The sequence below is a fragment of the Pelotalea chapellei genome (genome assembly GCF_018531195.1).
Classification (GTDB): domain Bacteria; phylum Desulfobacterota; class Desulfuromonadia; order Geobacterales; family Pseudopelobacteraceae; genus Pelotalea; species Pelotalea chapellei.
The window spans coordinates 16705-36660 of sequence record NZ_JAHDYS010000020.1 but is presented as its reverse complement, the minus strand read 5'-3'; the positions used below and the strand labels follow the sequence as shown (position 1 = coordinate 36660).

Annotated in this window: 21 protein-coding genes; 15 read left to right on the top strand and 6 right to left on the bottom strand. The window is 46.7% G+C overall.

The features are described from left to right. Positions 1-101: 101 nt before the first annotated feature. Together argJ and secA are read right to left on the bottom strand one after the other, a co-directional pair. Complete coding sequence (gene argJ / locus KJB30_RS16295; RefSeq protein WP_214301309.1) at positions 102-1283, bottom strand: bifunctional glutamate N-acetyltransferase/amino-acid acetyltransferase ArgJ; 1182 nt, start codon at positions 1281-1283, stop codon at positions 102-104. 61 nt (positions 1284-1344) lie between these two features. After that, complete coding sequence (gene secA / locus KJB30_RS16290; protein WP_214301307.1) at positions 1345-4035, bottom strand: preprotein translocase subunit SecA; 2691 nt, start codon at positions 4033-4035, stop codon at positions 1345-1347. Between the two features lie 410 nt (positions 4036-4445). Here secA and KJB30_RS16285 point away from each other — a divergent pair, with 410 nt between their 5' ends. The 6 genes from KJB30_RS16285 to KJB30_RS16260 all read left to right on the top strand — a co-directional run bounded on the left by KJB30_RS16285 (position 4446) and on the right by KJB30_RS16260 (position 10617). After that, positions 4446-4646: a cold-shock protein gene (locus tag KJB30_RS16285; protein ID WP_214301305.1), complete on the top strand. Its 201-nt coding sequence runs from the start codon at positions 4446-4448 to the stop codon at positions 4644-4646. A 107-nt stretch (positions 4647-4753) separates the two neighbouring features. Beyond that, a complete protein-coding gene (locus tag KJB30_RS16280) occupies positions 4754-6112 on the top strand; it encodes a DEAD/DEAH box helicase (RefSeq protein ID WP_214301303.1) in 1359 nt (452 codons plus the stop codon). A gap of 56 nt (positions 6113-6168) precedes the next feature. Next, on the top strand, positions 6169-7815 hold the full coding sequence (locus KJB30_RS16275) for a putative manganese-dependent inorganic diphosphatase (RefSeq protein ID WP_214301301.1): 1647 nt from the start codon (positions 6169-6171) through the stop codon (positions 7813-7815). Between the two features lie 69 nt (positions 7816-7884). Beyond that, positions 7885-8496 carry an NAD(P)H:quinone oxidoreductase gene (gene wrbA, locus KJB30_RS16270; RefSeq protein WP_214301299.1) on the top strand — a complete coding sequence of 204 codons (612 nt, stop codon included), beginning with the start codon at positions 7885-7887 and terminating at the stop codon, positions 8494-8496. A gap of 165 nt (positions 8497-8661) precedes the next feature. Continuing rightward, positions 8662-8865, top strand: coding sequence for a cold-shock protein (locus tag KJB30_RS16265; RefSeq protein WP_214301297.1), 204 nt, complete (start codon positions 8662-8664; stop codon positions 8863-8865). A gap of 306 nt (positions 8866-9171) precedes the next feature. After that, positions 9172-10617, top strand: a complete 1446-nt coding sequence (locus KJB30_RS16260; RefSeq protein ID WP_214301295.1) for a glyceraldehyde-3-phosphate dehydrogenase — start codon at positions 9172-9174, stop codon at positions 10615-10617. Positions 10618-10702: 85 nt separating this feature from the next. On the opposite strand, the gene KJB30_RS16255 is transcribed toward KJB30_RS16260, so the two are convergent. Continuing rightward, positions 10703-11596, bottom strand: coding sequence for an ATP-binding protein (locus KJB30_RS16255; RefSeq protein WP_214301293.1), 894 nt, complete (start codon positions 11594-11596; stop codon positions 10703-10705). A 221-nt stretch (positions 11597-11817) separates the two neighbouring features. Between KJB30_RS16255 and KJB30_RS16250 the strand changes: the two genes are divergently transcribed. The 5 genes from KJB30_RS16250 (at position 11818) to KJB30_RS16230 (ending at position 13997) form a co-directional block, all read left to right on the top strand. Next, positions 11818-12000, top strand: a complete 183-nt coding sequence (locus KJB30_RS16250) for a MerR family transcriptional regulator (RefSeq protein ID WP_214301291.1) — start codon at positions 11818-11820, stop codon at positions 11998-12000. 42 nt (positions 12001-12042) lie between these two features. Then, the gene (locus tag KJB30_RS16245) at positions 12043-12402 is read left to right on the top strand and encodes a hypothetical protein (protein ID WP_214301289.1); all 360 of its coding nucleotides are present in this window, start codon (positions 12043-12045) and stop codon (positions 12400-12402) included. Positions 12403-12513: 111 nt separating this feature from the next. Next, the gene (locus tag KJB30_RS16240; RefSeq protein ID WP_214301287.1) at positions 12514-13353 is read left to right on the top strand and encodes a rhomboid family intramembrane serine protease; all 840 of its coding nucleotides are present in this window, start codon (positions 12514-12516) and stop codon (positions 13351-13353) included. 66 nt (positions 13354-13419) lie between these two features. Further along, complete coding sequence (locus tag KJB30_RS16235) at positions 13420-13683, top strand: hypothetical protein (protein ID WP_214301285.1); 264 nt, start codon at positions 13420-13422, stop codon at positions 13681-13683. Positions 13684-13781: 98 nt separating this feature from the next. After that, the gene (locus KJB30_RS16230) at positions 13782-13997 is read left to right on the top strand and encodes a hypothetical protein (RefSeq protein ID WP_214301284.1); all 216 of its coding nucleotides are present in this window, start codon (positions 13782-13784) and stop codon (positions 13995-13997) included. Between the two features lie 49 nt (positions 13998-14046). Here KJB30_RS16230 and KJB30_RS16225 read toward each other — a convergent pair whose 3' ends face one another. Then, entirely contained in the window at positions 14047-14331 is a 285-nt protein-coding gene (locus KJB30_RS16225) for a hypothetical protein (protein WP_214301283.1), read from the bottom strand. A 182-nt stretch (positions 14332-14513) separates the two neighbouring features. Here KJB30_RS16225 and KJB30_RS16220 point away from each other — a divergent pair, with 182 nt between their 5' ends. Together KJB30_RS16220 and KJB30_RS18545 are read left to right on the top strand one after the other, a co-directional pair. Next, positions 14514-15176, top strand: coding sequence for an outer membrane protein (locus KJB30_RS16220; protein WP_214301281.1), 663 nt, complete (start codon positions 14514-14516; stop codon positions 15174-15176). A 184-nt stretch (positions 15177-15360) separates the two neighbouring features. Continuing rightward, the gene (locus tag KJB30_RS18545) at positions 15361-15693 is read left to right on the top strand and encodes a PilZ domain-containing protein (protein ID WP_367619003.1); all 333 of its coding nucleotides are present in this window, start codon (positions 15361-15363) and stop codon (positions 15691-15693) included. A 25-nt stretch (positions 15694-15718) separates the two neighbouring features. Here the strand turns inward: KJB30_RS18545 and KJB30_RS16210 are convergent, their stop codons facing one another. Continuing rightward, a complete protein-coding gene (locus tag KJB30_RS16210; RefSeq protein WP_214301277.1) occupies positions 15719-16357 on the bottom strand; it encodes a response regulator in 639 nt (212 codons plus the stop codon). Positions 16358-16449: 92 nt separating this feature from the next. Further along, positions 16450-18075, bottom strand: a complete 1626-nt coding sequence (locus KJB30_RS16205; protein ID WP_214301276.1) for a fumarate hydratase — start codon at positions 18073-18075, stop codon at positions 16450-16452. Positions 18076-18336: 261 nt separating this feature from the next. Here KJB30_RS16205 and cysE point away from each other — a divergent pair, with 261 nt between their 5' ends. Further along, the gene (gene cysE, locus KJB30_RS16200) at positions 18337-19032 is read left to right on the top strand and encodes a serine O-acetyltransferase (protein ID WP_214301275.1); all 696 of its coding nucleotides are present in this window, start codon (positions 18337-18339) and stop codon (positions 19030-19032) included. 31 nt (positions 19033-19063) lie between these two features. Further along, positions 19064-19891: a UDP-3-O-acyl-N-acetylglucosamine deacetylase gene (gene lpxC, locus KJB30_RS16195; protein WP_214301274.1), complete on the top strand. Its 828-nt coding sequence runs from the start codon at positions 19064-19066 to the stop codon at positions 19889-19891. Positions 19892-19956: the final 65 nt, after the last annotated feature.

The window sequence follows — 19956 nt, the reverse complement described above, 5'->3', positions numbered from 1 at the left end:
GGGCTAATATACAGAAATATGCTTAACTGCGCGCACAAAAGGGGATGCCAGACCAGCCATCCCCTTTGTATAAGCTTAAATTGATAAAAGGCAAAAAGTTATCAGGTTCGGTAGTCAGCATTAATGCTGACATAATCGTGAGAAAGGTCAGAGGTATAGATAGTTGCCGTTCCGCTACCGAGCCCACAATCAACTACGACACTAAATTCTTTGTTTTTGAGCACTGCACTGCCTAGCTGTTCTGCATCTCCACCGCTGAATACACCATTCTTAGCCATACATACATCATCGAAATGCAAAGACAGTTTTGAAGGATCTACCTCTGCACCGGAGTACCCGACTGCTGCGAAAATTCTGCCCCAGTTGGCGTCCTGACCGAAGAAAGCGGTTTTGACCAAGCTGGAATTGGCAATGGCCATGGCGGCACGTTTTGCATCAGCATTATTTTTTGCTCCATTGACACGAATCTGGACGAATTTTGTGGCACCTTCACCATCACGTACAATCTGACGAGCGAGTGAAAGCAAAACCTCACTTAACAGGGATTCAAACGCAATGGCTTCAGGTGTCCCTTCCGTAATCAAAGGATTTCCAGCCATTGCATTGGCCATTATCAGACAGGTGTCATTGGTGGACATATCACCATCAACAGTGATGGCGTTAAACGAAGTATCCACGGCACGCCGGAAGGCTTTGTCAAGAAAGACAGGCTCAACAGCTGCATCAGTGATAATAAACGAAAGCATGGTGGCCATGTTAGGCATGATCATGCCGGCCCCTTTGGCTACACCGGCTACGCAGTAAGATGTCCCGTCAGCTACCCCGCTACGTGCTTCCATCTTGGGGAAGGTGTCCGTAGTCATGATTGCCTGGGCAATGTCATCAAGGGTGCCTGAGGAAAGGCCTTCAATGAGGGCAGGGATAGAGGCCTTGATGCGTTCAAGGGGCATTTGGACGCCTATTACTCCGGTGGAAGAAACCTGTACTGTTTCGTCAGGTATCCCCAATCCTTCTGCAACCATCTGTGATGTTATTCGGGCAGCATTCATCCCTTGTGTACCGGTGCAGGCATTGGCATTCCCACTGTTTACCAAGAGCGCCTGGGATTTTCCCCCTTTGATACGCTCCATGGAAATAAGTACTGGAGCGGCTTTGACCGCATTGAGGGTGAAAACTGCAACGGTTGTAGCCGGTGTTTCGGAGAAAATCAGGGCCAGATCCTTGCGTCCTGGTTTTTTTATGGCAGCTTCAATAGCTGAGAATTGAAATCCTTTGATATCCATGGAGTCCTCATGTGTTTCTAAAACAATTGCTGCATTGGGGGCAATAGCGTTTGGTAAAAACCTATTTCCCACAGCACTTTTTGAATTTTTTCCCGCTGCCGCAAGGACAGGGCTCATTTCGGCCGGCAACTTTGGCGGTCTTGGCAGGCTCTTGTGGACGCTCCTCATCACCGGATAGATTGAAGATCAACTTTTTGCTGCGCTGTTCTTCTTCCAGTTCTTCTACTTCGTCCGGATGTTCCACCTGAACCCAATAGACGCGCTCGACAACTTCTTCGCGAATGCGGATGATCAACTCCATGAACAGGTTGTAGGCTTCCTTTTTGTACTCCTGTTTTGGGTCTTTCTGACCATAGCCGCGTAGTCCGATGCCTTCCTTGAGGTGGTCGATATTAAGCAGGTGGTCTTTCCAATGGGTGTCAATTGCTTGTAACATGATGACCTTGATCAAGTGATCGATCAACTCATCGCCCATTTCGGCAACTTTGGCCTGGAAAATAGCAGTAACCTGCTCTTTAAGCGTATCACGAAAATTGGTCGGGTTAAGTCGCGGGAGCATTTCCTGCGGCAGATCCAGCTGCAAGTTGAAACACTTGTATACTACTTCTCCGATCCCCTGCCAGTCCCACTCGTTTGCAGGAGCTTTGTCGATGCAGTATGTGGCGACAATTTCCTCCACAGTTTCATCCAGCATCTCCAGAAAACTCTCGCGAATTTCGTTGCCGGCAAGGATTTCACGGCGCTGGGTATAGATGACCTCACGTTGTTTGTTCATGACGTCATCGTATTCAATGAGATGCTTGCGGATATCGAAGTTGTGGGCCTCTACCTTTTTCTGTGCATTTTCGATTGATCTGGTGATCATGGTATGGGTGATGGCTTCACCTTCTTCTATCTTGAGCAAGTCCATGATCTTTGCTACACGCTCTGATCCGAAAATGCGCAGCAGATCGTCCTGAAGCGAGAGGTAGAATTTTGATGAACCGGGATCACCTTGGCGGCCGGAACGTCCCCTCAGCTGATTGTCTATGCGGCGTGATTCATGACGTTCTGTACCCAAAATGTGCAAACCGCCTAGCCTGATCACCTCTGCATGCTCTGCCGCACACTGGGCTTTGAGTTTGGCTAACTCGGCATCATACTGCTCGTCAGTCGCCTCAGGGTTTTCACGGCGCCATTGTCTGGCTAGCGCATCGGCATTGCCTCCCAGCAGAATGTCTGTACCACGACCTGCCATGTTTGTAGCAATGGTAATGGCCTTCAGGCGTCCGGCCTGTGATACGATTTCTGCTTCTCGTTCGTGTTGTTTTGCGTTGAGAACGTTATGGGGAATGCCTTGGCGTTTGAGCAGTTCTGACAGCACCTCTGATTTTTCGATAGAAATAGTACCTACAAGGCATGGCTGCCCAGTAGCATAATGTTCCTTGATGTCTTCAATCACTGCATTGAACTTTTCCATTTCGGTTTTGTAAATCACGTCCGGAAAGTCAGGTCGCAGCAGCGGACGGTTGGTGGGGATTACCACCACGTCGAGTTTATAGATTTTGTGGAACTCTTCGGCCTCGGTGTCGGCTGTGCCGGTCATGCCGGAGAGTTTGGTATACATGCGGAAATAGTTCTGGAATGTTATAGTGGCCAGGGTCTGATTCTCATTTTCTATGTTGACCCCTTCCTTGGCCTCAATAGCCTGATGCAGTCCGTCGGACCAGCGTCGACCGGGCATGAGGCGGCCGGTAAATTCGTCCACTATCATGACTTCGCCGTCCTTGACGACATAGTCTACATCGCGCTTGTACATGGCATGGGCACGCAAGGCTTGCTGCGTATGGTGCAAAAATTCAATGTTGCGCGGGTCGTAAAGATTGTCGACCTTGAGCAATTTTTCAACCTTGAGTACCCCTTGTTCGGTGAGTGTGGCGCTCTTGGCTTTTTCATCAATGACGAAGTCGCCGCTGTACTGCTTGCGCTTGCCGGAAAGTGTATTGGCTTCGACCTCAATCGTTTCGCCTTTTTCCAGCACAGGGATGATGCGGTCAATGATGTAATACTTGTCGGTGGACTCTTCTGTAGGGCCGGAAATGATCAAAGGAGTCCGCGCCTCGTCGATAAGAATGGAGTCGACTTCGTCAACGATGGCATAATTGAAGCCGCGTTGGACATAATCTTCCAGTGAGAACTTCATGTTGTCCCGCAAATAGTCAAACCCGAACTCGTTATTGGTGCCGTAGGTGATATCCGCAGCATAATTTTCACGGCGCTGTTCGTCTTCGACCCCGTGTACGATCACCCCAACCGTCAACCCAAGGAAACCGTACAATCTGCCCATCCACTCCGAGTCACGTCGTGCCAGGTAATCGTTGACTGTTACGACATGAACGCCTTTGCCGCTGATCGCATTCAAGTAGGCGGGGAGGGTAGCGACCAGGGTCTTGCCCTCACCGGTTTTCATCTCCGAAATTTTACCCGAATGCAGCACCATACCGCCAATTAACTGGACATCGAAATGGCGCATACCAAGTACCCGTTTACTCGCCTCGCGGCAAACAGCAAAAGCCTCAGGAAGCAGGGCATCCAAAGATTCACCCTTAGAATGACGATCCTTGAATTCAAGTGTCTTGGCGCGGAGTTGTTCATCGGAGAGTTGTGCAACGGAGCTTTCCAGGTTATTGATCTTGTAGACAACAGGCCAGAGTTTTTTTAACTCACGCTCATTTTTGCTGCCAACGATCTTTTTAATAAGGGAACCAAACATTAAAATCTCCCACTGCTTAGGTGATATCTAAATTAGCTCATAAAATTAGCACACATCGGGAGGGTACTCAACATAAAAGGCTAGACGGGCGGGTGGAGTCCTCAGCGGATGGCATTGCAGAACTAACATCCGACAGAAGTTGTGGGGGGCTAAATAGCCCAGAGTAGGACGTTCTGCCCAAATAAAAATTTAACCATTCGTTTCATCTTTATTAATGAATTGTTTGGCTATGGTTTTGAAATGCCAGTGATTGGCATACCAGATCGTGTTTGTTTTTTACATACAGGCAATTAAATATATGGTATAAATTTAAATCTTTTAAAAGCAGAATGATTAGCAGGAAAAACCGATTTTATACCACATCACGCTATCGTGAGTGCATTACACAGCTGGACAGAAGGAGCGCAGGTATGACAACAGGTAGGGTAAAATGGTTTAATGACAGTAAAGGTTTTGGTTTTCTTGAGCAGGAGCAGGGTGAAGATATTTTTGTTCATTTTTCTGCTATCACTGGTAACGGATTTAAATCGCTTGCCGAAGGTGATGCAGTTCAGTTCGATATCGTTAAAGGCCCTAAAGGTTTGCAGGCTGCTAACGTAGCCAGGATATAACTTCAATTCCAATCGGGAAGATCGCATTAAAAACAATGCAGCGAAATAGACAGGAAGGCCCCGGCGCATGTCGGGGCCTTTTGCGTGAATAAAACAGAAGGAGCAGTATGAGTTTTCAGACATTCAATTTTCATCACACCATTAATGCCGGAATCAAAGCGACCGGTTATATGACGCCGACTCCCATCCAGGAACAGGCCATTCCTTCAGTTATGGCCGGTTGTGATGTCATGGGCCTGGCCCAGACCGGAACCGGAAAAACTGCTGCATTTGTGTTGCCTATTCTCCATCGTTTGCAGCAGAATCCACGTGGGCAAATAGGTGCCCTGATAGTTGCCCCCACTCGTGAGTTGGCAGAACAAATTCACAATACCATTGAGCAACTGGCAAGTCACACTCGTTTGCGGAGTATCACCATTTATGGCGGAGTAACTGTCAATCCTCAAATAGAGAAGTTGAAACGTGGGGTAGAAATAGTTGTGGCCTGCCCTGGTCGGTTGCTCGATCACATCAACCAAGGAACCATTGATCTCACGAAAGTCGAGGTTCTGGTGCTGGACGAGGCTGATCAGATGTTTGACATGGGTTTTCTCCCCGACATCCGGAAAGTGCTCAAACATCTTCCAGTGCAGCGTCAGACCCTGCTGTTTTCCGCTACCATGCCGGATGATATCCGCAAACTTGCCAGCGAGATATTAACTCGCCCGGTAACAGTGCAGGCAGGAAATTCCGCTCCCCCGGTCACCGTGACCCATGCACTTTATCCGGTGGAGCAGCATCTTAAGACACCACTGCTGCTCGAGCTGTTGCGTCATACTGACACTGAATCGGTGCTGGTTTTTACCCGCACTAAGCATCGCGCCAAGCGGCTGGGTGAACAATTGGAAAAGGCGGGTTACAAGGCAGCGTCGTTGCAGGGCAATCTTTCTCAAAACCGGCGACAGGCTGCTTTGGATGGATTTCGTGATGGCACCTATCAAATCCTTGTTGCCACTGATATTGCTGCCCGGGGAATTGATGTTTCCCAAGTCTCCCATGTTATTAACTATGACATCACAGATACAGCTGAAGCTTATATTCATCGTATTGGACGTACCGGCCGAGCCGCCCGTACCGGCGATGCTTTCACAATGGTTACCTCCGAGGATACAGTCATGGTTCACGTCATAGAGAAGAAGCTGGGTTATTCTCTGGAACGTCGCACCATAGAGGACTTTGATTACACGGTGCCAGCTCCTCAGAAAGACAGTGAATTTGCTCGTCCGCCGAGGCAGCCCCAGGGGCGCAAGCCTGCTGCCAAGGCTGCGGCACAGAAAGCGGGAAGTTTTTCAGGTACTCGTGCCAGTACCTCCAAGGATGTTAAAAAAAGTGCTTCTGCCGGTAAGGCAGGACACTCGGAAAAGCCGGTCCATCCAGGCCTGGCACCGACAGCTCGGCATCCAAAACGAGCACCGAGAGCAAGGTAAATTGCATAGCAACCCCATCAAGTAAGTGGCTTGTAGATAACAACTTTGGAGTGTGTATGACCAAACGGATTTATGTCATTGGGCACAGAAACCCGGACACTGATTCAATTGCTTCGGCAATTGCCTATGCCGAATTGAAGCAAAAACTAGGGCAAAAGAATGTGATTGCTGCAGCTGCTGGAGAACTAAACCCCCAGACCCGCTATATTTTGGATCGGCTTGACATCACAGCCCCATTGTACCTGACGGATGTCCTTCCCAAGGTGAGGGACGTCATCAACCGCCAGCCAGTAACAGCCCGGACGGACATGCCTCTCAGAGATGTACTGCAGCTGTTTCATCAACATACCATCAGAGTTCTGCCTGTTGTGGATGACTCGCGTCGGCCCGTTGGACTTGTTACACTGCTGAAGCTCTCTGAGAAGTATCTCGTTGCCGGAACTGACCGTAAGCGTGGGGTCGATACCTCTCTTCGTTCTATCGCAGATTGTCTGGAGGCCATTTTTCTGACGGGTGAGCCAACTACTAAGATTGAACATCTGCACCTTTTCATAGGTGCCATGGTGGAGGAATCTTTTTCCGAAAAAATTGATGGATATGATCCAATGTCCCTCTTCGTCATGACCGGCGACAGGCCTTCCATTCAACAGTCTGCTATTGAAAGAGGTGTGCGGCTGCTGGTGGTAACCGGAGGTTTTGTGGTCAGTGATGAACTGCTTCACAGGGCGCGTCAGAAAGGCGTTACAGTATTATCCACCCCTTATGACACAGCCACTGCAACCTGGATGGCGCGACTATCCATGCCCTTGTCCTGTTTTGTAGAGCCAAAATTTGAGAAGGTCAGTGTCGGAGAGCCACTTGATCACTTGCGTCTCAAACTGCTTCACTCAGGAGAAACTGCTGTGGTTGCCATTGAGGAAGACGACACCATTGCCGGTGTGGCAACCAAATCATCACTTTTAACTCCGCTTCCCTATGCTCTGATACTTGTTGATCATAATGAATTGGCACAGGCAGTTCCCGGAGCTGAGGCTGTGGAGATTTTGGAGGTTATTGACCATCACAAGCTTGGGAATCCACCTACAAATCAGCCAATCACCTTTATGGCTGCACCTGTCGGGAGCACCTGTACTGTGGTTGCCACTCTCTATCGTGAACGGGGATTGGAGCCGGAGAAAAAAATCGCCGCACTGCTTCTTGCGGGTATTCTTTCGGACACTGTCATTCTCAAATCTCCTACAACCACTTCCCGTGATCGTGAAGCGGTTGTCTGGCTGGAAGCATGCTCCGGACTGGATCATAGTGCATTTGGAAGAGATATTTTCATGTCATGCAGTGGGTTCAGCGCCCATGGTTCAGCCGAAAAGGCTATTCGAAGCGATTTCAAACATTTCACTGCCGCCGACGTGGGTTTTGGTGTCGGGCAGGTTGAGGTGGTGGGATTTGATGAATTTTTTGAATACAAAGATGAACTACGTGTCGCTCTCAAACAGATTAAGGAAAAAGATGGTCTTGCTTTGGCTGGTTTAATGGTTACCGATATCTACAGTGAGACAACTTTTTTTCTTGCAGAAGGCAAGAATGAAATTGCCCATGTCATGGGATATCCGCAGATAGAATCCCATCTTTATGAGCTTAAAGGAGTTATGTCTCGTAAAAAACAGATGGTACCTCATCTGTTGAAAGTGTTGGGCGCACTGTAGGCATTGCAGAATGGACGTTGGGTGATATAGTTTTTGCTTGGTGTTCGATAACCAACCACAGGAGGACGTATGAAGATTCTTGTATTGTACTATTCCATGTATGGACACATCCACAAAATGGCCGAAGCCATTGCAGAGGGTATTGCTGAAGTGCCTGGTGCTGAGGGGGTATTGCGGCGGGTTCCGGAAACCCTTCCAACGGATGTGCTTGCAAAAATGGGTGCTACTGAGGCGCAGAAAACCTTTGCCCATATCCCGGTTTGCACTGTTGATGAACTTACCGGTTATGCAGGTATTGTTTTCGGTACTCCAACTCGTTTTGGCAATATGTGCGGCCAAATGCGCCAGTTTCTGGACGCGACTGGCAGCATCTGGATGAATGGCGGACTGGTCGGAAAAGTCGGCAGCGTTTTCACCAGTAGCGCCACCCAGCATGGTGGGCAGGAATCGACCGTTCTCACCTTTCATACTTTCTTATTGCATCAGGGGATGATTATAACTGGCCTTCCTTATGCTTTTGCCGGTCAAATGCGTATGGATGAGATCACCGGGGGATCGCCCTATGGAGCTTCTACAATCTGTGGTGGTAAAGGTGAACGCTTCCCAAGCGATAATGAGCTTGCTGCAGCTCGCCATCAGGGTAAATACATGGGGGGAATCGCTGCCAAGTTGAACGCATAGCTGATCCAGTTTCCGTTGCTAACATAATTTTAATTGGCTCTCTGGAAAAACTTTTTTTCCATGCTAAAGTGTACAGTACAAGGTGGAACGGAAGGCGGTGCATGTGACAAAGGCCACAAAGACCGGCATTCGGAAAACGGATTTCAGACAAAGGAGACAGAGAAGATGGCCACAGGTACAGTAAAATGGTTTAATGAAAGTAAAGGATTCGGTTTTCTTGAACAGGATGACGGAAGCGGGGACGTTTTTGTGCACTTCTCCGCCATCACCGGCAGCGGCTTCAAAACGCTGGGTGAAGGAGACAAGGTCAGATTCGAGGTTGTCAAGGGACCCAAAGGGCTCCAGGCGGAAAATGTCCAAAAGCTTTGATGGAATAAATAAAAAAAGCCAGCTAAGCCTGCTTCGGCAGGCTTTTTTGTTTTCAAACCATAAAAATTTTGAATAAAAATTTGTTGTCAGTACCCGCAATCTCACTACCCTCATAAAATAAATTTCCTATGTTTTCGCTGTTATCCCTTAATACTTAAAATTCCCTCTCTTTGTATTTAGCTTGATTTTATTGTTGACGTACTCCTTCAATACGTGATCTTTTTATCAAAATTAAAAGCAAGGCTCATACAGTTATTGCAATTTCTAATAATGTAAAACTGGAATATCGAGCAAGGAGGGACACAAATGAATAACCAGAAGCAGACAGATTATCTTAAAGATTGGCAAAGTCTTGAAGAATATGCGGAATGGATGCTGCCAATGATTGGTCGTCTTTACCGCGATCACAACATAGTTACCACGGTATATGGTCGCTCCTTGGTGCATTGCGCCACTATCGATATACTTAAGGCTCATCGTTTCGCCCGTCTGATATTGGACAATGAACTTTCTGTGCGGGACACGTTTCCGGTGCTTGAGGCAATGACCAAACTTGATCTGGCACCCGCAAGAATAGACATTGGAAAACTGACGGTCCGCTATCAGGCAGATGGCAAAGGATTGGAAGTAGGTGAGTTTGTCCGCCAGGAACTTGCGGTCATTAATACAGGCCGAACTCCAATTCTTGAAGAGCCTCAAGACATTGTACTCTACGGATTCGGGCGTATCGGCCGTCTTCTTGCCCGTATCTTGATTGAAAAATCGGGAAGTGGAGAAAAATTAAGGTTACGTGCCGCAGTAGTGCGTAAAGGAAGTGCCGACGACCTGGTGAAGCGAGCCAGTCTGCTGCGTCGCGATTCAGTGCACGGTCCCTTTCATGGCATTATTACTGTGGACGAGGAGGAAAATGCCATTATTGCCAATGGGAACATGATCCGCATCATCTATGCAGATGCGCCCGAAAATGTTGATTACACCCAATATGGTATCCAGAATGCCATCCTGATTGATAATACCGGTAAATGGCGTGATCGTGAAGGGTTGGGGAGGCATATCAAAGCTCCCGGGATCAGCAGGGTAATCCTAACTGCACCCGGAAAGGGAGATGTCCCCAACGTAGTGGCAGGAGTCAATAATGAGCTAATTATTCAGGAAGAAACAATCTTTTCGGCTGCCAGTTGTACTACTAATGCTATTGTACCGGTTCTTAAAGCCATTAATGATCGTTTCGGCATCGTACACGGCCACGTGGAGACGTGTCATTCCTATACCAACGATCAAAATCTGATCGACAACTATCACAAAAATTCACGACGCGGACGGAGTGCTCCGCTGAACATGGTCATTACTGAAACAGGTGCAGCCAAGGCTGTTGCCAAAGTTATTCCGGAGCTTTCTGGTAAACTGACCGGAAACGCTATCCGAGTGCCGACGCCTAATGTTTCACTGGCGATTCTTAATCTTGAACTGGCCGAAGCAGCAGATGTGGCTTCATTGAATAGTTATCTGAGGAACATCTCGCTCGATTCACCGCTGCAGAATCAGATTGATTACACCAATTCCCCAGAAGTTGTTTCCAGCGACTTTGTCGGCTCTCGCCACGCATGCGTGGTCGATTCCCTAGCCACAATTGTTCAAGGGACCCGCTGCGTCCTTTATGTGTGGTACGACAATGAATTCGGCTATAGTTGTCAGGTGGTACGCATGGTTCAGAAGATGGCGGGTGTTGAATTGCCCAGCATTCCAAATTGATAGATACTGCTCTACCTCTCTAAACAAGAACGCCCCGTTAGTGTTAGTCTCCGGGGCGTTCTTGTTTAGTGGTGCAAAATCTGTTTTAGCTGCGGCTTTTGTCCAGCAAATACCGGCCTACCCAGTTTTTGGAAAACTGATATGCGGTGCGGCCGCAACGTTTGCTCTTCTCGTGGGACCATTTGATGGCATCTTCCTCCAGTTCCTTACTCCAGAGGATTTCCGCCTTGCGTTGACGTGCCTCGCGTTCAACGCATAGTCGCACGGCGTCCAGGTAGCGGTCTTGCGAAAAAGCATAAAAGGCAACCCAGATTCCAAAGCGGTCCGAAAGAGATACTTTCTCCTCCATCGCTTCGCTCTGTTGAAGTTCTCCCCTGACATATTTCCCTCCCAGATGGTCTGATTCATATTCTGGAAGCAGGTGGCGACGGTTTGATGTTACATAAATCAGAACGTTTTCTGGTGCCGAGTAGACCGAGCCATCCAGAGCACTTTTAAGCATCTTATAACTCAACTCACCTACCTCGAATGTCAGGTCATCGCATAGTAAGATGAAGCGATAGGGCTGGTTTTCGACTGCTGTGAATATTTCTGATAAATAGATCAGATCTTCTTTCTCCACTTGAATGAACCGCAATCCCTTTGGACCAAATTCATTTAGCAGGGCTTTGACAAGAGATGATTTTCCCGAGCCTCGTGAGCCCCATAACAAGGCATTATTGGCGGGTAGACCGGCCAGGAACTGATGCGTATTATTGATCATGATTTCTTTTTGCTCGTCAACGCCTAACAGTTCGTCCAGTGTAGTCGTGTCTGTGACTTTAACCGCTTCAAGGTAGCCGGAAAAGGAATGTCTGCGCCAATTGGCGGCATGACATGTTGACCAGTCAACTGGAGCTATAGCCCGCGGTAACAGCATTTCAACGGAGCTGAGAACTCGCTCCAGCCTTGCAACAACATCAGGTTTAAGATTGAACATTTTTTCTTTCTCCAGGCAGTATTCACGAACCTGTACAGGTCCGACGGTGGTAGCGGCATAAATCAAACTTTGTTGTATACGTTACCCTCTTCCTGCTGTCAAATAAAACATTTGCAGGCAACTCCCCAATTCCTACAGCAATTTACCTTGATTTTACTGATCTACCTGAATGCGGCATGGCCTCTGTGTGATATACTTTTTGTGAAAGAAGGAGGTATTTCATGTCCCTCACCAAGACTTGGTACGCCATTGATGAGATCGTTGAGAAGTTTGGGTTGGAAAGATGGATGATCGCTCAATGGATAGAAGATGGAACTGTGCGGTCGGAGATGGCTGATGCTGGCGTGCAGATAATAAATATTGACGATGTAGAGCTTAAGGTGCAGGAGATGACGAAAATATGAAAAACAAGCATTTTCAAAAATCCCAGGCAAAGGAGAAAGACAATGACAGAGCGGGACGCCGTTCAACTGATTGAAGAGCGCCGCACTAAAAATCACTGCTTCGTAAAATGGTGGCGGAATGAAGAGGATTTCCTGGATTACGAATTGATTGATCATTTTGTCGAAAATGCAGGCCAAGGCAGAGAAATCGCGGGTTTCGAGATGCTAACAATGGATGAGATGTGGAATGAATTAAAGCGCATGGGTGCACGTGTAAGACTTTTAGAACATCCAGAAGGAAGCAAAATCGAATGGCTTCATGAAGGTCGGTCGGGTGTCAGTACCAAAGTCTGTGACTACCTCCCCCAGTCTCTTATGGCTATTTTCGATGTTGAAACAAGAGGTAATCCAGTTGACTCTTAGAGGGATAATTGATAAGAAAACAGCAAAGGCTGCCAGACTGGCAGCCTTTGCTGTTTAAGCAATTTTTGATGAAATATAATGGTTTTGGACTAAATAAAAAGATGAGGTTAAATGAAAAATAAAGCAATTCTATGTCCCCGCTGTCACCAACTAGTAGGCAGCGACGAAGCAACCTGCTCCTGGTGTGGTACCTCCCGTACTTCTCCTTGGTGGCATATGGTCTCATTGGCTCAGGGGATGTCAGGTGAAAACGGAGTGTTTAAAGCAATCATCACTCTTAATATCTTATTGTATGTTTTCTCCTTGTTGATCAGTTCTCGTATTGGTGGATCCGCTGGAGGTCTGTTTGGAGTGCTGGCACCGGATCGTACAAGTCTTTTGCTTTTAGGTGCAACAGGAACAGTACCAATAGATCAATATGGACGGCTCTGGACACTCTTTAGTGCAAGTTATCTTCATGCCGGCGTGCTTCACATCACATTTAATCTTATGGCACTGCGAAACCTGGCGCCTCTGACCACTGAAGAGTATGGTGTTAGCCGAATGTTTATTATCTATACATTGGGGGGCGCGGGAGGATTTTGGGCCTCCTATATGGCAGGGGTACCCTTCACTGTTGGAGCGTCGGCAGCTGTTTGCAGTCTTATCGGTGCTCTGCTCTACTTCGGACGGAGTAGGGGAGGGGCTTATGGAAGTGCCGTGTACAGTGAAGTTAAAGGCTGGATCATCAGCCTTCTGATTTTCGGTTTGATAATGCCTGGGATAAATAATTGGGGGCATGGTGGAGGAGTTATCAGCGGCATCATTTTAGGCAAACTCTTGGGTTATGGCGAACACAGTCTGGCATCTAAGCTCCACGTGCTGTTGGCCACAATATGCGCTATTGGAACAATTGGCGTACTCTTGTGGGCTGGCTACAGTGCTTTGATATATGAGCATGTTCAAAAATAAAAAAGGATGAAGCCATATACATTCATTTGTAAAATTTTATTTTTTAATAGGAAAAGGAGGAAAACAGTGTTCAATAATAGCGACTTGGGTGCCGAAGTTTATAAATCCTGGACTGCTGTGCAAAAACGGGATGAGATAGCAAAACTTGTGGAAGGGTATAGAGGGGGACTGCCTGTTGGGATCCTCTGCAATATTTCAGAATTGATTGCCGGTAGCCGCAAGGAGGCTCGCAAACATCTGCATGCCATGCTGACATTGGAGGAACGTAAAGCTGCTGTTGAAGGGGAAAGTGGCGGTATGCATAAGATAGTGAAGCTTTTCTTGTTGTAATGGATTCCGTCCTTCTTCACTCTGCAAGTAGTATCTGCGGACCTTCCTGATATACTTTTTAGGGAAGCATGATTGATGATGGGCAGGAGGTATGGGACATGGAAAAGAGAGAATACGAAAAAGTCTGTTATACAACCGAGCAACAGGAGGAGAATGTTCCGCTCCGAAATAAGAAAACCGGGGAAATAGGATATTCTTACCTCTGCACTTTTGCCGGAACTACTGTTCAGGTGCGTCTTGAAAATGGAGAATTGGATTCCTGGGATAAGGAGGACTGCATACCCATCAGCGAGGAAGAAGGACAGGTGAAATGAAATATGGCAACTGCCGCCCATTCTAGGGCGGTAGTTGCCATAGTGAAAATTATTGTCTAAGCATCACATCCAGCGTTTTCTGTACGTCCTGCAATTTCTCATCTAGTCTTCTTAGCTCGTCAGGAGTGTAGACTCGATCGCCTTTTTTAATTTCTGTCTGAAGTCTCTTCATCTTCTCCTGTATGCTCAAAACCTGATTCTGACAGTTTTTAGAGATAAGGATACACTCATCCTTTTGCGCGGCCGATACATTGGGAGAGGCACTCTCGGCATAAACCATTCCTGCGCCACAACATGTAATTCCCATAGCCAAATACACGATTATTTTTTTCATGGCATACCTCCTATAAATAGATGACTTGCTAAAAATTTTAACATCATTTTTGTTGTCGTCAAGATGATGGTTGGTTACATCTAATATCTATTATGAGCTTTAAAGTTCCTGTTCTTCTGGAGTTTTTCGTGAAGTAGGGTATATTGGAGTTGTTTTTTGATTTCAATTTCAGGAGGTCTACTATGCTAAAAATCATTATTATGGTGGTTGTTGCTCTTATGTCAGGTATCCCCGGTATTTGTTCAGCGGCTTCCTCAGAGCCTGGCGCCTATGTATCAGGATTTCTTGGAGTCAGTGTGCCAAGAGATACGAGGGCAAGTGGTACTGATTCTACTACTGATTTTGATGATTCAGTGAAATTTGATCCTGGGATTTATTTGGGGGGTAGCGGTGGTTATGATTTCGGCATGTTTCGGCTGGAAGGAGAACTTTCTTATAGGTACAGTGAGATAGACTCTATCACAGTCCAAGGACTCCCACAATTTCGCAGGATTGATGGGAATCTAGGAGTGTTTGCCATGATGTTCAATGGTTTTTTTGATCTTCATAATGAGTCTCCTGTAACTCCTTATCTTGGAGGAGGTGTCGGCTTTGCTACCTTGCATCTGAGTGATACCTTTGCAAGGGGTAACGCTGGAACTTTTTTTTATGGATCTGGTGATGATACAGTTTTTGCTTACCAAGCGGGTGCAGGTATTGATATCGCTTTGAACAAACGGTTGTCAATGGACCTTGGATACCGTTACTTTGCTACTGATAATGCTGATTTTGATTCTCCCGAAACGTTTACCAGCATGAAGTTTAGGAGCCATAACGCGGTAGCAGGCGTACGCGTCAAATTTTAATCTCCGGTTTCTAGTTTATAAGCCGTTTCCCAGAAAAGGAGCGGCTTATTTGATTAAATTATGTTTTATGTCTGATCTTCCTGCATAGAAACGAGGCTTCAAGAGTAAGTGGAACTGTATATCTAAAGATATAGAAAAACATATCTTCTCGCGTATTGCTGAAAAATAGATTTATTTTTAAAATATGGAGCAATTGTTTTCAGACTGCATTTTAATGGAGTTGATCCAGATGAGTGTTCAAGATATGAGACGCGCGCCGCGCTTAAAGGCAGCTCTACCAATTCTATTCAAAAAAGGTACAGGTGTCACTCGAGACTACAGCACAGTGGGGATCTACTTTCTTACAGATATCGACCTTTCAAAGGCGACGGAAGTGGATTTCGTCTTGCTCTTCAACCATCTTGACGCCGGCCGACAGATGCATGTGAATTGTAGGGGGACGGTGATAAGGATTCGACCTGACGATGGAAGGTATGGAGTAGCGGTGCAGTTGGATTCACATACTTTTTGTGTCTGATAAGTTTTGTTCTATTAGACCCTAACTACTCTAGATCTTTTTCCCTGGCATATCGCAATAATGCCAATCGACCGTTTACATTGAGTTTTTCGTATATATTGTGAAGATGTACTTTGACAGTGCCCACACTAATGCAAAGCTTCTCGGCAATTTCTTTGTTGCGACTGCCCAAAGAAATCAGCTTAACAAGCTCAATCTCTCGCGGCGTCAGTACCGCTGCCACTCTTCTACTGCCTGATTCTTTCCGCATGATTTTTTCCAGGGCAACGTTTGCAGAACGTCGCTCCAGCCATTGTTCTCCAGCGTATACCTTTCGAATACACTGAACCAAAAGGTGGGAAGCCATTTCCTTCAGGACAATCCCCTGGACACCAAGAAGAATAGCCTGCAGCAGCAATTCATCACTAATGGTGGCAGTGAAAAGTACAATCTTTGGGTGGAGATTCAACTCTCGGAGTTCGCGAACGATTTCCAATCCTCCCTTGCCAGGCATGAGGATGTCCAAGATGACAATGTCCGGTTGATGCTCTTTTACGGCCTGAATTGTGGATGAACCGTCATTGCAATGCGCCAACACACGGAAGTCTTCTTCCTGTGCGAATAGGTTCCTCAGTCCGGCTACGACCAAAGGGTGGTCATCTGCAATAATCAGGGTAATAGCCATGTTCTGCCTCCGGGGCGGGATCGGGGCATCTAAAAAAAATATGGTAAAAAAACACCCGGCTGGGCATCCAGCCGGGTTAATAATATCTTACATCACAGTCCTAGTTGTTTGAAGAAGTCATTGCCTTTGTCGTCTACCAGGATAAAGGCCGGAAAATTTTCCACCTCTATTTTCCAGACGGCTTCCATTCCAAGCTCAGGGAAATCAATACACTCTACCTTTTTTATGTTTTCCTCGGCCAGAACAGCAGCTGGTCCACCGATAGATCCTAGGTAGAACCCGCCGTATTTCTTGCAGGCATCTGTTACTTGTTGGCTGCGATTTCCTTTGGCAATCATGATGAGTGAACCACCTTTTGACTGAAGTTCATCCACATAACTGTCCATACGCCCGGCTGTAGTTGGTCCAAATGAGCCGGAAGCCTTGCCTTTTGGCGTTTTGGCGGGTCCTGCATAATAGATTGGATGATTAAGCAGATATTCAGGCAGCGGTTTTCCACTATCCATTATTTCTTTAAATTTAGCATGGGCAATATCGCGACCGACCACGATTGTACCGGACAGGAGTAGTGGAGTAGAAACAGGGTGTTTGGAAAGTTCAGCGAGAATTTCATTCATTGGCCTGTTGAGGTTGATCTTCACGCCATGCTCGTGTTTACCGCGGTACTGCTCGGGAATCAGGCGCCCGGGATTACGATCCATCTCTTCTATAAAGAGACCTTCCCGGTTGATTTTTGCTTTGATATTTCTGTCAGCAGAGCATGAAACAGCCATGCCGACCGGACACGAGGCACCGTGGCGTGGCAGGCGGATTACTCGAACGTCATGGGCAAAATATTTGCCACCGAATTGGGCACCGATACCCAGTTTCTGAGCTGCTTCCAGTAATTTTGCTTCAAGTTCCAAATCCCGGAAAGCCTGACCATGTTCATTACCCGCAGCTGGTAGCGCATCAAGCTCCTTGGCGGTGGCCAGTTTCACAGCTTTCATGCAGGCATCGGCTGATGTGCCGCCGATTACAAAAGCGATATGGTAGGGGGGGCAGGCTGCTGTGCCCAAGTATTTCATTTTCTCTACTAAAAACTTGTAAAGCTTTTCAGGGGTGAGCAAAGCTTTGGTCTCTTGAAAGAGCATGGTTTTATTGGCTGATCCGCCACCTTTTGCCATGAAGAGGAACTTGTAGTAATCACCATCCGTAGCCATTATGTCAATCTGAGCCGGTAGATTAGTGCCGGTATTTTTTTCTTCATACATATCAAGAGCTACTGTCTGAGAGTAACGCAGGTTTTCCTCAGTATAAGTCTTGTAAACTCCTTTGGAGATGTATTCTTCATCCCTGACGCCGGTCCAGATCTGCTGTCCTTTTTTTGCAACAACAGTGGCAGTTCCTGTATCCTGACAAATCGGCAGTTCAAACTGGGCACTGATCTCTGCATTGCGTAGGAAGGCCATGGCCACGCCTTTGTCGTTCATGGAAGCTTCAGGGTCGCGCAAAATAGTGGCAACCTGCTCATTGTGTGCAGGGCGTAACAAGAAGGAAACATCTTTCATCGCTTCGTTTGCCAGAATCGAAAGAGCTTCTGGACAAACCCTCACTACGTCTTTGTCTGCAAACTTTTCGACGGTTACATACTTTTCAGATCCCTCTAGTTTCCGGTATTTCGTATTGTCTTTGTCTAGCGGAAACGGATCCTGATACATGAATTCGGGAGTTGCCATTGTGAAGCTCCTTTCGTGATAGTGATGATGGTCTCAAGGACCACTATAATAGTGTATACAATTTGAAGCATCTTAGAGAAGATTGATCTCTTTGTCGAGAGAAGTTTGCGGCTTTCAAACCTGTAATTGTTGAGTTACGAACAGCGGTGAAGGATCCGGTGCTGGAAGATATATTTAAACTGACCTGCAAGTATTTGACATAATTGATGGGGTATGGTAGCTGTGAATAACGATGGTTTACTGATGTATTAGGAGTTTGCAATGTTTAAAGGTCTCCGGGAAGATGTGAATTCAGTTTTTGAACGCGATCCTGCTGCCCGTAATATATTAGAAATTATTTTTTGTTATCCCGGCTTGCATGCATTGTGGATCTACAGGATTGCCCATTGGTTCTGGATACGTCAATTTTACTTCCTGGGGCGTTTTACTTCTCATGTCGGTCGCTTTTTAACAGGTGTTGAGATTCATCCGGGAGCAAAAATAGGGCGTAAGTTTTTTATTGATCATGGAATGGGTGTGGTCATTGGTGAGACTGCAGAAATAGGCGACAATGTGACCTTGTATCACGGCGTAACACTTGGTGGGGTAACGTGGGACAAGGTGAAGCGCCATCCTACTTTGGAAGACAATGTTGTTATCGGTTCTGGAGCAAAAATTTTGGGACCATTTACAGTAGGCAAAGGGGCTAAGATAGGTTCGAATTCGGTTGTGGTAAAGGCTGTGCCTGAAAACGCAACTGTTGTTGGTATTCCCGGAAGGATGGTAATGGAGCAGAAGAAGGAAGAAGGGAGGGCAGACCTGCAGCATGGTCAGCTGCCGGATCCTGAGGCCAAAGCGATTTCCTGTCTGTTTGACCAAATTCGAGAACTGGAGCGAAAATACGATGCACTTGCCAGAGAGCACGAACAACTGAAGAGTTTAATCAACACACCGCCTCGCGTACCGGCCTCGTCTTGACGCATTTTCGTTATTCTGCCATAGTCACCCCATGATCAAACGCCAAACAACAATCAATCGTATATTCAAGATTTCCGGTATAGGCTTGCATACCGGTCGCCAGGTTACACTGGAGTTTTTGCCTCGTCGTGAATTTGGAATAGCCTTTGTCTGCAAGGGAACCATCATCCCGGCACGTTATGACATGGTGGCTGATACCCGACTTTCGACACAGATTTCCAATGGCGATATCTCTGTAGCTACTATTGAGCATCTCATGGCAGCTTTTTATTTTTCAGGAATAACCAATTGCCTCGTCTATATTGATGGGCCGGAAGTACCTATTCTTGATGGTTCTGCCTGGGAGTTTTATCAGGGAATGTGGAAGGCGGGTGTCTATGAATTTCCCGATAGTGGAGTTTATTTAAAGGTTCAGCGGCCGGTTGAAGTCAGTCATAAAGATGCCTGGGTTCGAATTAAGCCGCTCAATACACTTGATATAACAATGTCTATTGAGTTTCGTCAGCCGGTGGGGAAACAGAAAAAGAGGGTAACTGATGTTGAAAATGCTTTTTCCATCATAAATTCGCGTACTTTTACACTTCTTGAAGAAATCGAAGCTATTAAGAAGGCCGGTCTTGCTAAAGGCGGGTCTCTGGATAATGCTGTGGTGATTGGAATGGATGATATTGTAAATCCGCATGGACTGCGGTACAGGAAAGAGCTGGTTAACCATAAGATATTGGATCTGATCGGTGATTTCTATACCAGTGGCTACCGCATTCTTGGCAAGGTTGAGGCCAATCGGACAGGGCACTATCTTAACAATATGCTGCTCAGGGAACTTTTTTCGGACACTGCCAATTATTCCATTTACTGATGATTTCCATACAAAAAAGCCACTTTCAATCCATTATACTGGATTGAAAGTGGCTTTTGCAGTTG

Coding starts and splice junctions, on each gene's coding strand:
- secA (WP_214301307.1), bottom strand. CDS start 4,035: ATGTTTGGTTCCCTTATTAAAAAGATCGTTGGCAGCAAAAATGAGCGT.
- KJB30_RS16280 (WP_214301303.1), top strand. CDS start 4,754: ATGAGTTTTCAGACATTCAATTTTCATCACACCATTAATGCCGGAATC.
- KJB30_RS16225 (WP_214301283.1), bottom strand. CDS start 14,331: ATGAAAAAAATAATCGTGTATTTGGCTATGGGAATTACATGTTGTGGC.
- KJB30_RS16265 (WP_214301297.1), top strand. CDS start 8,662: ATGGCCACAGGTACAGTAAAATGGTTTAATGAAAGTAAAGGATTCGGT.
- KJB30_RS16220 (WP_214301281.1), top strand. CDS start 14,514: ATGCTAAAAATCATTATTATGGTGGTTGTTGCTCTTATGTCAGGTATC.
- wrbA (WP_214301299.1), top strand. CDS start 7,885: ATGAAGATTCTTGTATTGTACTATTCCATGTATGGACACATCCACAAA.
- KJB30_RS16255 (WP_214301293.1), bottom strand. CDS start 11,596: ATGTTCAATCTTAAACCTGATGTTGTTGCAAGGCTGGAGCGAGTTCTC.
- KJB30_RS16285 (WP_214301305.1), top strand. CDS start 4,446: ATGACAACAGGTAGGGTAAAATGGTTTAATGACAGTAAAGGTTTTGGT.
- lpxC (WP_214301274.1), top strand. CDS start 19,064: ATGATCAAACGCCAAACAACAATCAATCGTATATTCAAGATTTCCGGT.
- KJB30_RS16230 (WP_214301284.1), top strand. CDS start 13,782: ATGGAAAAGAGAGAATACGAAAAAGTCTGTTATACAACCGAGCAACAG.
- argJ (WP_214301309.1), bottom strand. CDS start 1,283: ATGGATATCAAAGGATTTCAATTCTCAGCTATTGAAGCTGCCATAAAA.
- KJB30_RS16205 (WP_214301276.1), bottom strand. CDS start 18,075: ATGGCAACTCCCGAATTCATGTATCAGGATCCGTTTCCGCTAGACAAA.
- KJB30_RS16250 (WP_214301291.1), top strand. CDS start 11,818: ATGTCCCTCACCAAGACTTGGTACGCCATTGATGAGATCGTTGAGAAG.
- KJB30_RS16260 (WP_214301295.1), top strand. CDS start 9,172: ATGAATAACCAGAAGCAGACAGATTATCTTAAAGATTGGCAAAGTCTT.
- KJB30_RS16210 (WP_214301277.1), bottom strand. CDS start 16,357: ATGGCTATTACCCTGATTATTGCAGATGACCACCCTTTGGTCGTAGCC.
- KJB30_RS18545 (WP_367619003.1), top strand. CDS start 15,361: ATGGAGCAATTGTTTTCAGACTGCATTTTAATGGAGTTGATCCAGATG.
- cysE (WP_214301275.1), top strand. CDS start 18,337: ATGTTTAAAGGTCTCCGGGAAGATGTGAATTCAGTTTTTGAACGCGAT.
- KJB30_RS16245 (WP_214301289.1), top strand. CDS start 12,043: ATGACAGAGCGGGACGCCGTTCAACTGATTGAAGAGCGCCGCACTAAA.
- KJB30_RS16275 (WP_214301301.1), top strand. CDS start 6,169: ATGACCAAACGGATTTATGTCATTGGGCACAGAAACCCGGACACTGAT.
- KJB30_RS16240 (WP_214301287.1), top strand. CDS start 12,514: ATGAAAAATAAAGCAATTCTATGTCCCCGCTGTCACCAACTAGTAGGC.